Raw genomic sequence first — 12,608 nt, 5'->3', positions numbered from 1 at the left:
AAAAAAGGCCATTAACTCCTGTCATTGTCGTCTTTTACCTTTCTTCTAATAAGCATAAGCGCCAAAGCTCCTACACAAATCGCCAAAACCATGTACTTTTTTACTTCTTCCTGAGTTACTGGGTCAACAATCGGAGTATAACAAGCCAGCAATATCAAGACTATCATAGCAAACCAAACTCCTGCTATGATATAAAATGTTTTTCTCTTCATGAAATCTCTCCTTATATTTATTTTACTTAAAATACTTCACGCATAACAGCATATGTCATATATCCAAGATATGTCAACACCATTAAAATACCTGGAAGTCTCTCTATCTTATTTCTAAAATACGTGACTAGGTAAATTATCAAGCAGAATCCAATGAACAAACTTAAATCTATAACGGAGAATCCCGAAACTTTAACAGGACTGACAGCTGCGGATAATCCCAGCACACCTAATATATTAAAAATATTAGAACCGATAACATTACCCATTGCCAAATCATTTTCACCCTTCCGCGTCGCCACCAAAGAAGTCACAAGCTCAGGAAGAGATGTCCCCACAGCCAAAATAGTCAGTCCTATTATTGTCTGGCTCAAACCAAAAGCGGCGGCTATATCACTTGCGGAATCCACTACCAAGTCTCCGCCCACCACTATTCCTGCAATACCTAAAGCTGTATAAAAAACGCTTTTAAGAGGCGACATTGTCTTTATTTCTTCGTCTCCGGGAAGGCCTGTCCTGCCCTTTACAGCTGAGTATACTAAAAATCCAAGATACGCCATAAGTCCGGCAAAAAGAATTATGCCCTCTGTTCTGTTGATAGTAAAACCTTTTCCCCCAATTATCAAACTATTTAAACAAAAGAAAAGCAAAAGAGCAGCTATACCAATAGAAAACGGGAAATCTCTTTTCCGCAAATCAATTGACACCGGAAGACTCTTTATGACCGCACAGCCTCCTGCCACTACCAAAAGATTGAATATATTTGAACCCAGCACATTGCTTATTACTATATCATTTTGACCCTTTATAGCTGCACCCACGCTTACCGCCATCTCCGGCGCGCTGGTTCCCATAGCAACAATAGTCAGTCCTATTATTATACTTGGTACTTTTAGAAGCTTCGCTATTGATGAAGTGCCGTCAACAAACAAATCTGCTCCTTTTATTAATAAGAAAAAACCCACCAAAAGCCATACATACATTAAAATATTATTCATCATCTCTCCATCTTTCTGACATAATTTATAGTTTTATTATTTAAAATTATCTTATAGCTCCATAACCCAGCGCATTCAGTTCAGTAGAAAAATTGTTCTGCTTAGGAGACTTAAATTTAGGGTCTACACCGGTTATCTGTTTAGAAAGCTGTTCCGCCGGAAGCATATCAAACCAACAGTTATACCCTGAAACACTATTCGGGTCATACCAATAGTTTGCTCCAAAATTGTTAGTGTCATTATACGGACCAACACCTTTATAAACAAGTTTTCCGTCCTCGTCTGCAAAAGAAAATACAAGTCCATTCTCTCCGCCGTAAATTATATTCTGTGATATTATATTATCTTCTGCCTGCTGCACCATTATCCCGACAATATTATTATATAAGGTATTATTAACAAAATCGCACTGTTTTGTCCAGCCAACCTTATTATCATAACCTCCGAAACAAATTCCTGCCAAACCCTTGCACTCAGAAATTATATTATTATTTACAGACACATTATATGATATATTATACGGCGCCCGTGTAGACTCACTGGCTACTTCAACTCCTATATCACAATTATAGATATTATTATCTAATATTTCAATATCATGTCCTCCGTCAATATATATTCCCGCACAGCACAAGTCGTAACCTGAACCATCTTTATAACCCTCATTGCCATAGGTTGAAACATTATAAACAGTATTATCTCTAAACACGCCGTTTCTGGCACAGTCCAGTTCTTTTGTTTTGCATGTTCCCTCATAGCCTATCGCGTCGAGACCTATATTATTGCAATCATGAATTATATTATTAGACACTCTGAAACCATCCACGTTTCCGTTTAGAGTAACCGTTTCACTCGTATAAGTTTTGCAGTTATATATTTCATTCCCGTCAATAATCACATTTGTTACCGGGTTTACATTTTTAGCATAAAAGACCACTGCAAAGGTATCGTCATTATTGCCGTCTATATCATGTATTTTATTATTGCATACCGCAAAATTCTTTCCTGATTTAGAGGTTGAATTTTCGCTGTATATTCCGCCCCAGCCGTTTTGAAGCTCTAAATCTGATATTATAATATCGCTTGACGAAGACTCAAGTTCAATTATATTCTCGTTCAGCTTTCCGCCTCCGTCTATCACCGCATGCGCGCCGGGAGCCGCCTTTATTGTTATCGGCTCTGCCACTGTGCCTTTTACGCCCACATATATATTTTCTTTATAGGTTCCCTCCATAAGATAAAGGGTTTTTCCAGGCGACAATTTTGACACACCAAAATCAACCGTTCTGAATGGCTTTGCAAACGTTCCGTCTCCGTCTGAATCACTTCCTTCAACAGATACAAAAACTGAATTTGCATCATCTCTGTAAGTATAAAGTTCGTTAGTGAGTACTATCATCTCCGAAATAGGTTCTGCACTCTCAAAATCTCTCCAAACAAAGACTCGTACTGATTTTACAGTTCTATCTGCACTGTCCAAACTAAGAACGCATTCTGCCGTTTCCCCCGGAGCAATATTTAAATCACCGGTACTGCTGATACTTATGATATTATCTTCCTCATCATACGCTGCCATTAATAGCACCTCAGAAGAATCCGCACTGTCAGTATTCTTAATTTCACTTGTTATAAACTTATCTGAGTACGAAAAAACATCATTTCTTAATGTCAATCCGTTTTGATTTTTCACCGTTACTTCCGGCTGGGCTTGTCCTGCCGCAAATACTAATGTTATACACGACATCAGAACTACAATCACAGCACCGGCAAATTTTAAAATATTCTTCATTTATGATTCCCCCTAAGGTATCTATTGGAATAATAATACACCAAAACCGTATAAAACACAAGCTAAAATCACAGTAAAATAAACTTGCATACTTAAAAAATACCTTAAAAGCCTTGAAATATTAGGAATTGTGTGTTAAAATTATTTGAAATAACGTTGTATAATTATATGGGAGGTATTATATATATGAAAGAACAGCTTAGCGCTATCAAAACCAGCGCCGAGTCAGCGCTCGAAAAAGCACTGGATTTGACTGAGCTTGAGAATCTCAGAGTCAAATATCTTGGCAAAAAAGGCGAGCTCACATCTCTGATGAAGGGTATGGGCAAACTTACGCCGGAGGAACGCCCTGTTATAGGACAGTTAGCCAATGAGGTCAGAGGCTTTATCGAAGGAATACTTGAGGAAAAGAGTAAAGCTCTCATAAAGCTGGCAAAAGACAAAAAACTCGCTTCTGAAACCATTGACGTCTGTCTGCCTGGCAACAGACCCGAACACGGGAAAAAGCACCCCATTACTACTGTTTTAAATGACTTAAAGGATATATTTATAGGAATGGGTTTCACTATAGCCGAAGGTCCTGAAGTTGAACTGGATTACTATAATTTTGAGGCTTTAAATCTTCCGCCTGACCACCCTGCAAGAGATACCCAGGATACATTTTACATCAATGAAGATACTTTGCTTAGAACACAGACCTCTTCAGTTCAGGTTAGAGTTATGGAAAAACAGCAGCCCCCCATACGTATAGTTTCACCGGGCAGAGTATATAGAAGCGATGCGGTTGACGCCACACACTCACCAGTTTTTCATCAAGTTGAAGGGCTGGTTGTGGACGAAGGCATAACTATGGCAGATTTAAAAGGTACTCTTGAAGTGTTTATAAAGAGACTTTATGGAGAGGACACAAAAGTTAGATTCCGCCCTCATCATTTCCCGTTCACCGAACCTAGTGCAGAGGTTGATATATCTTGTTTCAGCTGTAAAGGCGAAGGCTGCAGAATATGTAAAGGCGAAGGCTGGATAGAGATACTTGGATGCGGTATGGTTCATCCCAAAGTTTTGGCTAACTGCAATATAGACCCTGAGAAATACTCAGGTTTCGCTTTTGGAATAGGTCTTGAGCGTGTTGCTATGTTCAGATATGGTATAGACGATTTAAGATTGTTCTATGAAAACGATCTCGGGTTCTTAAAGCAATTTTAATTATGAAACGCGTAATGATAATTGGATTTTCAGGCGCAGGAAAATCTACTTTGGCTCGGTTTATAGCTAATAAAATAGGGACGACCCCTACGCATCTTGATTCGCTCCACTGGCTTCCGGGCTGGGTGGAAAATACTCCTGAAATTGAGTCTGAGACTCTTCAAAATGTGCTGAATCAAGATAAATGGGTAATCGATGGAAATTATTCAAAGGTTCTATATGATAAAAGATTAGAGCTGGCGGATACTATTATATTTTTGGACTTTAACCGATTTTTATGTTTTAAACGAATACTCAAACGCTATTTTAACTACAAAGGCAGAACCCGTGAAGATATGGGTAAAGGCTGCGATGAAAAAATTGATTTTGAATTTGTAAGCTGGGTACTTCACAAAGGAAGGAAAAACAGAAAAAAATACCTCCGCCGTCTTGATGAAGCCGGCAGGAAATATCCGGGGAAACAAATACTTATATTTAAAAACCCGAAGCAGGTTCAGAAGTTTACTGAGAACCAATGTTCTAATATTTAGGAGGAAACAAGTATGAATTTACCATTATCCTGGTTAAAGGATTATATGAATACAGACGGCATCAGCGAGAAAGAGTATGCAGACAAACTAACCATGAGCGGTTCTATAGTTGAGGGCATTGAAAACCCCGGTGCAGAGTTTAAGAACGTTGTTGTTGGGAAAATAGACAAAATTGAAAAACATCCAGACGCAGACAAGCTGGTTGTTTGCCAAGTAAACGTCGGAGAAGACGAGGATATACAGATAGTTACCGGAGCTTCCAACGTATTTGAAGGCGCTGTTGTTCCTGTTGCAAAACATAAAAGCACACTTCCCGGCGGTATTAAAATCACAAAGGGTAAGCTAAGAGGCGTTATGAGTTATGGTATGATGTGTTCAACTGATGAATTGGGCATTTCAAAGGAACGTGCTTCCGGAATACTGATTTTACCGGATGATACACCTATAGGCGAGGACATAACCGAAACTTTGGGTCTTAACGAAAGCGTTGCTGAATTTGAGATTACCTCCAACAGACCTGACTGTATGAGCATCATCGGTCTTGCCCGCGAAAGCGCCGCAACCTTTAACAGAGAGTTTAAAATACCTGAAATAAAACCAACAGGAAACAATGAAGACGTTAATGATTATGCAAAGGTTGAAATTGCCGACCCCTCCATCTGTCCGCGCTATACGGCAAGAGCTGTTAAGAATGTAAAAATCGGCCCATCGCCCCAGTGGATTCAGCGCAGACTGACTGCTTGTGGTCTTAGGTCTATCAATAACATTGTAGATATAACAAACTATATCATGCTTGAATATGGTCAGCCGATGCATGCTTATGACTTAGATAATATTGAAGGCAAAAAAATAATAGTCAGAGACGCGTCAGACGGTGAGACGCTTGAAACTCTTGACGAACAGCCGAGAGAACTGAAATCCGGTATGATAACAATAGCTGATGAAAAAAGGGCAATAGGCGTGGCCGGAGTCATGGGCGGAGCCAACACTGAAGTTACCGATACTACCACAACCGTTCTGTTTGAAAGCGCGAACTTTAATCCTATACTTGTAAGGCGTGGAGCAAAATCTTTGGGAATGAGAACTGACGCTTCAGCTCTGTTTGAAAAGGGACTTGATTCTGAAAACTGTTTAAACGCTATAAACCGTGCCTGTGAACTGATTGAGGAAATGGGCGCCGGGGAAGTTATAGGAGGCTGTATAGATATATATCCAATCAAAAAGACTAAAACAGTTCTGCCTTTTGAACCTGAAAAAATGAACAAATTTTTGGGGACTGATATACCGGCCTCTGATATGGCTGAATATTTAAAGAGACTGGAATTTGAGGTTAACGGTTCAAATGTTGAAGTTCCGACATTCCGCGGAGATATCGAAACAATGGCGGATATAGCCGAAGAAGTTGCCAGAATATATGGATATAACAATCTTCCTACTACCATGATGAAGGGAAGAGTAACAATCGGCGGAAAAACACTTAAACAAAAAACCGAAGACTGCATAAGAGAGCTTCTGACTGCATATGGTATGTATGAGACCATGACTTACTCTTTTATTGACCCCAAGGAATTTGAAATGACAAAGGTACCGGCCGATAATGTTGTCAAAATAATCAATCCTCTTGGCGAAGAAAACAGTATCATGAGAACCAATATGCTCTCGTCGGTAATCAAAACTTTAAAGATTAATTATAACCGCCGGGTTCCGAAAGCAAAAATATTTGAGCTGGGTATGACCTATATTCCGGTTGAAAATCAAAAACTTCCTGACGAGAAAATTGTTGTGGCGCTGGGTATGTACGGCGATGTAGATTTCTTTGATCTTAAAGGAATAGTGCAAAATCTTCTTGATGACCTTGGTATCAAAAACGCTGAGTTTGAAGCCGACACAGAGTCGCCGGCATACCATCCGGGAAGATGTGCTAAAATATGCGCGGGCGGAAAAATTATCGGAACAATCGGTCAGCTTCACCCTGACATAGCCGAGAACTTTAAGCTTGACACCGATATATATTGCGGAGAGCTGGATTTTAACACCATAATGGAATTTTCAACATTCGAAAGAGAATATAAGTCTCTTCCAAAATTCCCGGCTTCAAACCGTGACATTGCGCTGGTTATAGATAAGTCAATAAGCGTTGGCAAAATAGAGAAAATATTAAATGACACAAAACACGGAATTTTAGAAAGTTATAAACTCTTTGATGTATATGAAGGACAGCAGGTAGGAGAAAATAAAAAGAGCGTTGCGTATTCTCTAACCTTTAGAGCTCCTGACAGAACACTTACTGATAACGAAATAAATGACGTCCTAAATAATATACTTGAAAAACTTAAAAATTGCTTAGGCGCTGAACTTAGATAATCAATATAATATATTTAATATAAAGGCAGGTGAAAACTATGGAAAATCAGGAAACAGTTAAATTTAATGTTGAAACAGAACGTGCTGACCCTAAAAAAATAATACTGTCTGTATACCAAGCGCTGTCTGAAAAAGGATATAATCCTATAAATCAAATCGTGGGATATATTTTGTCAGGTGACCCGTCTTATATAACGTCATACAACGGCGCAAGAAGTTTGGTCCGCAAACTGGAACGCGATGAAATCTTGGAAGAACTTGTGTCCAACTATGTTAAAGACAAGCTGGACGAATAACTTTATAAATTTCTAAAATAAGCTGATTTTGACATCTAAAAATTGCACTTGACATTTTAAACAAAATAATATATAATATTTATCGTTGTTGCCGATATAGCTCAGTCGGTAGAGCGATTCACTCGTAATGAATAGGTCAGCGGTTCGATTCCGCTTATCGGCTCCACGAAAAAAGCCCGCAGCCTTTAGGCAGCGGGCTTAATTTTTACTTTTTTAAGATTGAATCTGTTAATGTTTTATAAAGCTGTTCAGCGTCAAATGGTTTTGGCAAAAATCCTGTCATTCCAGCTTCTGCCGCTTTCTCTCTGTCCTCTTTAAATGTATTTGCGGTCATTGCCAAAATAGGAACTTCAGCCGAGTCTTTTCTATTCATTTTGCGAATTTCAGCTGCAGCAGTCAATCCATCTTTTTCAGGCATATTTATATCCATCAAAATAGCACTGTATTCGCCGTCCGAACTTTTTGCAAACATATTGACAGCCTCCTGTCCATTTGGAGCTCTATCCACGGATATTTGCTTCATTTTTAACAGCTCTGTGGCAATTTCGGCGTTTATATCATTATCTTCTGCTAACAGAACACGCATATTTTTCAAAATATTTTCATCTAAAACAATATTTTTTGTTTTATCAGCTACGTTATTTGGTTCACTCAATTTGCCACTATATATTGGAAGTTCTATGATAAAATAAAATTCCGAACCCTTGCCGGGCTCACTTTTTACTTTTAAATCTCCTCCCATTAAACTTACAAGACTGCTACTTATAGAAAGACCTAGTCCTGTTCCGGGAGCTCTTAAATTACTTCCTTCCGCCTGTTCAAAAGAATTGAAAACCCTATCAATATCTTTCTCATTTATACCCACGCCTGTGTCTTTTACACTAAATTTAAGCTTTGATTTATTCTCGTTAATTCTTGACTCTGTAACTGACAGCCAAACACTGCCCCCTCTGTCGGTGAACTTACAAGCATTAGACATCAAATTCGCAAGCACCTGATTTATACGCATTTTATCCCCTAAATAACATGTATCTTCAAGTTCACAAGTTACGTCAAAATTTAAATTCTTCTCGCTTATCTGTGGGACGAACATAATTTTTATCTGCTCAATTAATTCATACATATCAAAAGGCAAATTTTCAACCGTCATTTTTTTACTTTCAATTTTAGACATATCCAAAACATCATTAAGAATAGACAAAAGGAATTTAGCGGATGAATCAATTTTATTTAAATCCTCTTTTAATGCGGGAGTCGCGTCTCTGCTTAATATTGCCAAATTTGTCAGCCCTATTATAGCATTCATAGGCGTTCGTATCTCATGCGACATTCTGGATAAAAAGTCTGATTTTGCCCGGCTGGTCTCCTCCGCTTTTTCAAGCTTTACAGCCATCATTTTTGTACGCATACTGTAGAATATAAACAAAACAGCCATTAAGGACAAAATAAACACAAAACCGACACATATACCAATCACGAGAACAGGATTAGTATAAAGGACAGTTTTAAGTGTAACTACACCGTCAGGTAAACTTAAATTTGGCTGTGACACAATATGGGCTTTATCCTCATCGTTAAAACTATTAACAGCCTTACTCAGGACAGAATACATTTGCACATTTGCAGGAGCTTTCATTGCTAGAGTCAGTGTTTCCTGAATATTTGTATCTGCTACAATGGTCATATTAGCATAATAATCCTTTGTATAAAAACCTTCTATAAAAGAAGCAGGCATTCTTGTATAATCCGCCAAGCCATTGTTTACAGCTTCCATACAGTCTTCATACTTAGGATACCTGATAATAGAATCGTTTTTTCCCGTAGTCTTTAAGGATAGAGTTTCGGGTACAGCCATCGTAAGACCGTCTTGTTTGTCAAAACTTTGTTTATTTCTCAAAATAATTGAGTCTAAATCAGCATATCCGGCAGTTCTTATAAGCCCCAAATCATCCGCAGATGTATCGTCATTCATAAAGGCTCCGATTATATCCGCCTTTCCGGATGCTGCCATTTCAACAAGTTCACTATATGTATCAGCATACACATATTCAAAATCAAGATTCGTCCGATTAGAAATTAGTTTCAAACATTCCGGTACGATTCCGCTTTTTTTCCCATCGCTCTCATAAAACAGAGGATAACGGTCTCTTATAACAGCAACTTTTAAAGTTCCGCATTCCTTTATAAATTTATCTTCTTCATCAGTAAAAGTTATGGAATTTATATATTTATCAGGAAAGTATTTATTATAGAGTTCCTCTGCAAAATTTGGATTCGCAGCATAAATTTCTTCCATCGCCTTTGATAACTGTTCACATAATTCAGGCTTATCTTTTGACGTAACCAAATAATACGGGTCGCTGTCAAGTTTAACGGCAACATTATACCCGTCTTTCATATATACGTCACTGCCGTAAATCAGGTCGACATCTCCCGAATCGATACATTTTTCGTATAATTCCCTATCATCATAATACACAAGCTCACAAGTTAAATTATTATATTCAATAAACTTTTTTAACCGTTCTATTTTACTGGCCGCTTTGCCAAAAACTCCTATGCGTTTACCGTTAAGAGTGTTGTAATCATAACCTTTAATATCACTGTTATCCTTTTGGTACATCAAGAGTGAATAATTTGAACCCATAATATATTTCGGATAGTTAAAATACTGCTCGTATTCCTCCTGATAAAACATTCCGCCCATGATGTCATATTTTCCTTCAATCATTCCGTCCAGTAATTCAGTGGTCGCTTCATCATTTGATTCATCTGCGGTTTTTATATCATATTTCCAGCCGGTATACTTAGAAATTTCTCTAAGCCAATCATAAACGCATCCGCCATAAGTTCCATCTTCATAAACCTCATTTATTCCCGGACTGACAGGAAACGCAACAGTCAAAACTGTCTCTTCCACGTCTTCAGCAACCACAGCCGGACAATATGAAAGAAAGATAAATAAAATTACTGCCCATGCACCAACAGATTTACACACTCTGTGAATATCGCCAAACTTAAATAAATGTCTTTTTTTACAATAGCTCAGCTGCTCTTTCATATCTCTCATTAGCTGCTCACTCCTGACGTTTTGAAAATCATTCTATTAAATACGCAATCAATCTACAATTATATTTCTAATCAAAATATCTATTGTAAAAAAAGAAATGTCGATTATTGAATAACTTTATACTTTATTTTAAAAACAAAAAAATTTTTTGAGTTCATGGCATAGCACTCAGAAAAATTTAATTGTATAAACATACCCCATTATAACTTTATTTAATTATATCACATTATTTATATAAATCAACTAAAATTTCACCTATAAAATATATAGTTTATTGCTATTTACTTTAAACTACATTACAATAATGCAGTTTATGCGCGGTTTTAATATTTTATAGCCAATATGAGAAAAAAAGCCGCATTTCTGCGGCTTTTAAAAATAAATACAATATTATTAATTGTATATATAATATAAGAAATAAGTATATATCTTATTATCTTCTATATTTTGTCAGGACATTTCTAACTTCTTCTTCTGTAGAACATGCCATAGCTTCTTCTGCAACTTTTTGAGCGTCTTTTACTGACCATTTTGATATTTCATTTCTTGTTGACAAAACAGAAACCGGATTCACACTATATTCTTCCAGTCCAAAAGCAACCAAAAGCGGTATCAACAGTGGATCAGAAGCGGCTTCGCCGCACATTCCTACCTCAATACCTTCTGCCCTTCCACAATATATAATACTTTTTATGTTCCTAAGCACTGCCGGATTATATGCAGAATATAGGTAAGCAACATTAGCGTTTCCTCTGTCTGCAGCCATTGTATATCCAGTGAGGTCATTGGTGCCTATGCTGAAAAAATCGGCTTCCTTTGCCAAAAGGTCAGCTATTACAGCGGCGGCAGGAGTTTCCATCATAACTCCGACTTTTATGTCCTTATTGTATGCCACTCCGTTCTGATCCAGTTCAGACGCTATCTCAGCTACAAGCTTCTTAACAGCTCTGACTTCTTCAACACAAGTGACAAGCGGAATCATTATTCTTATATCACCGAAGGCGCTTGCACGCATCAGAGCTCTCAGCTGAGTCTTATACAGGTCTTGATTCTTAATACAATATCTTACTGCACGAAATCCCATAAAAGGATTATCTTCTTTTTCCAAGCCCAAATACGGAATATCCTTATCGCCTCCGACATCCAAAGTTCTGATTGTTACAGGCTTTCCCTTCAGAGTCATTGCGGCCTTTTTATAAGCTTCAAACTGCTGCTCCTCACCGGGTTGTTCTTTACTGTCCATATATAGGAACTCAGTTCTAAACAGTCCCACACCTTCACCGTCACGCTCAATAACTAAAGCGCAGTCATCCGGCTTGCCAATATTGCACAAAAGCTCTACTCTCCTGCCGTCGGCTGTTACTGTGGGCTTGCCCGCCAGTTTCAAAAGCTCTTTCTTCTCATCATCAAAACTCTTTTTAAGCTCCCGGTACTTTTCTACTTCTTCAGAACCCGGCGAAGCAATCACGCTGCCGTCCGTTCCGTCTACTATTACCACTTCACCGTCAATGAGTTCTTTTGTTATGTTATCTATACTTAAAACTGCAGGAATCTCAAGAGCCCTTGCCAAAATTGCGGAGTGTGAAGTTCTTCCTCCCACTTCTGTGATTATACCTGAGATATTCTCCCTTATTATCCCGGCCGTCATGGATGGGGTCAAGTCTCTGGCAACTATCACACTGCCGGCAGGAAGGGCGCTTATATTCACCTCTTCCACCCCCAGCAGAGTTTTAATCAGCCTAGTCTTTATATCACGAAGGTCTGCTGCACGCTGGACAGTCAATTCGTCTCCCGTAGCCTCAAACATTGAGGCAAAACCCTCAAAAACTTGTTCTGTAGCCGCTTCGGAAGTAAGCCCGCCGCTTATACCTTCCTTGACCTCATCTGTCATCGCAGGATCGCTGATCATCAGCACATGCCCCATCAGGATTTCAGACTCTTTATCACCCACATTATTCCGCATTTCTTCTGCCATTTTCTCAGTTCTCTGAGTAAATTCCTGAACCGCCTGCTCAAAACGAGCTGTTTCATCCTGAACCGACAATTTTGATTTTGGCTCATAGGTCAAGTCTTGCTCCTTTATCATTGCGACTTTTCCTATACCAATCCCCTCGGAGCCTGCTATTCCCTTGAACATTTCATC

Annotated in this window: 9 protein-coding genes and 1 tRNA gene; 5 read left to right on the top strand and 5 right to left on the bottom strand. The window is 38.5% G+C overall.

What is annotated here, in order from left to right; genetic code table 11:
- Positions 1 to 11 precede the first annotated feature (11 nt).
- The 3 genes from B9O19_RS08130 to B9O19_RS08120 are packed head-to-tail and all read right to left on the bottom strand — an operon-like array spanning position 12 to position 2,999.
- Complete coding sequence (locus tag B9O19_RS08130; protein WP_102365949.1) at positions 12 to 212, bottom strand: hypothetical protein; 201 nt, start codon at positions 210 to 212, stop codon at positions 12 to 14.
- A gap of 26 nt (positions 213 to 238) precedes the next feature.
- Complete coding sequence (locus B9O19_RS08125) at positions 239 to 1,210, bottom strand: calcium/sodium antiporter (RefSeq protein ID WP_102365948.1); 972 nt, start codon at positions 1,208 to 1,210, stop codon at positions 239 to 241.
- Between the two features lie 46 nt (positions 1,211 to 1,256).
- Positions 1,257 to 2,999: a right-handed parallel beta-helix repeat-containing protein gene (locus tag B9O19_RS08120; protein WP_102365947.1), complete on the bottom strand. Its 1,743-nt coding sequence runs from the start codon at positions 2,997 to 2,999 to the stop codon at positions 1,257 to 1,259.
- Between the two features lie 186 nt (positions 3,000 to 3,185).
- Here B9O19_RS08120 and pheS point away from each other — a divergent pair, with 186 nt between their 5' ends.
- From pheS to B9O19_RS08095, 5 genes are all read left to right on the top strand, one after another.
- A complete protein-coding gene (gene pheS, locus B9O19_RS08115; RefSeq protein ID WP_102365946.1) occupies positions 3,186 to 4,205 on the top strand; it encodes a phenylalanine--tRNA ligase subunit alpha in 1,020 nt (339 codons plus the stop codon).
- A 2-nt stretch (positions 4,206 to 4,207) separates the two neighbouring features.
- Positions 4,208 to 4,735 carry a P-loop NTPase family protein gene (locus tag B9O19_RS08110; RefSeq protein ID WP_102365945.1) on the top strand — a complete coding sequence of 176 codons (528 nt, stop codon included), beginning with the start codon at positions 4,208 to 4,210 and terminating at the stop codon, positions 4,733 to 4,735.
- 12 nt (positions 4,736 to 4,747) lie between these two features.
- Positions 4,748 to 7,099, top strand: coding sequence for a phenylalanine--tRNA ligase subunit beta (gene pheT / locus B9O19_RS08105; RefSeq protein ID WP_102365944.1), 2,352 nt, complete (start codon positions 4,748 to 4,750; stop codon positions 7,097 to 7,099).
- 38 nt (positions 7,100 to 7,137) lie between these two features.
- A complete protein-coding gene (locus tag B9O19_RS08100) occupies positions 7,138 to 7,395 on the top strand; it encodes an IreB family regulatory phosphoprotein (protein ID WP_102365943.1) in 258 nt (85 codons plus the stop codon).
- A 90-nt stretch (positions 7,396 to 7,485) separates the two neighbouring features.
- Positions 7,486 to 7,561, top strand: a tRNA-Thr gene (locus B9O19_RS08095).
- A gap of 39 nt (positions 7,562 to 7,600) precedes the next feature.
- Here B9O19_RS08095 and B9O19_RS08090 read toward each other — a convergent pair.
- Positions 7,601 to 10,465, bottom strand: coding sequence for an ATP-binding protein (locus B9O19_RS08090; RefSeq protein WP_102365942.1), 2,865 nt, complete (start codon positions 10,463 to 10,465; stop codon positions 7,601 to 7,603).
- 433 nt (positions 10,466 to 10,898) lie between these two features.
- Positions 10,899 to 12,602, bottom strand: a complete 1,704-nt coding sequence (ptsP, locus tag B9O19_RS08085) for a phosphoenolpyruvate--protein phosphotransferase (protein ID WP_102365941.1) — start codon at positions 12,600 to 12,602, stop codon at positions 10,899 to 10,901.
- Between the last annotated feature and the right edge of the window lie 6 nt (positions 12,603 to 12,608).

The organism is Monoglobus pectinilyticus, assembly GCF_002874775.1.
GTDB lineage: Bacteria > Bacillota > Clostridia > Monoglobales > Monoglobaceae > Monoglobus > Monoglobus pectinilyticus.
Note: the sequence above shows the minus strand (reverse complement) of the source record. Positions and strands in the feature narration are given on the sequence as shown.

Coding starts and splice junctions, on each gene's coding strand:
- B9O19_RS08130 (WP_102365949.1), bottom strand. CDS start 212: ATGAAGAGAAAAACATTTTATATCATAGCAGGAGTTTGGTTTGCTATG.
- B9O19_RS08125 (WP_102365948.1), bottom strand. CDS start 1,210: ATGAATAATATTTTAATGTATGTATGGCTTTTGGTGGGTTTTTTCTTA.
- B9O19_RS08120 (WP_102365947.1), bottom strand. CDS start 2,999: ATGAAGAATATTTTAAAATTTGCCGGTGCTGTGATTGTAGTTCTGATG.
- pheS (WP_102365946.1), top strand. CDS start 3,186: ATGAAAGAACAGCTTAGCGCTATCAAAACCAGCGCCGAGTCAGCGCTC.
- B9O19_RS08110 (WP_102365945.1), top strand. CDS start 4,208: ATGAAACGCGTAATGATAATTGGATTTTCAGGCGCAGGAAAATCTACT.
- pheT (WP_102365944.1), top strand. CDS start 4,748: ATGAATTTACCATTATCCTGGTTAAAGGATTATATGAATACAGACGGC.
- B9O19_RS08100 (WP_102365943.1), top strand. CDS start 7,138: ATGGAAAATCAGGAAACAGTTAAATTTAATGTTGAAACAGAACGTGCT.
- B9O19_RS08090 (WP_102365942.1), bottom strand. CDS start 10,465: ATGAGAGATATGAAAGAGCAGCTGAGCTATTGTAAAAAAAGACATTTA.
- ptsP (WP_102365941.1), bottom strand. CDS start 12,602: ATGTTCAAGGGAATAGCAGGCTCCGAGGGGATTGGTATAGGAAAAGTC.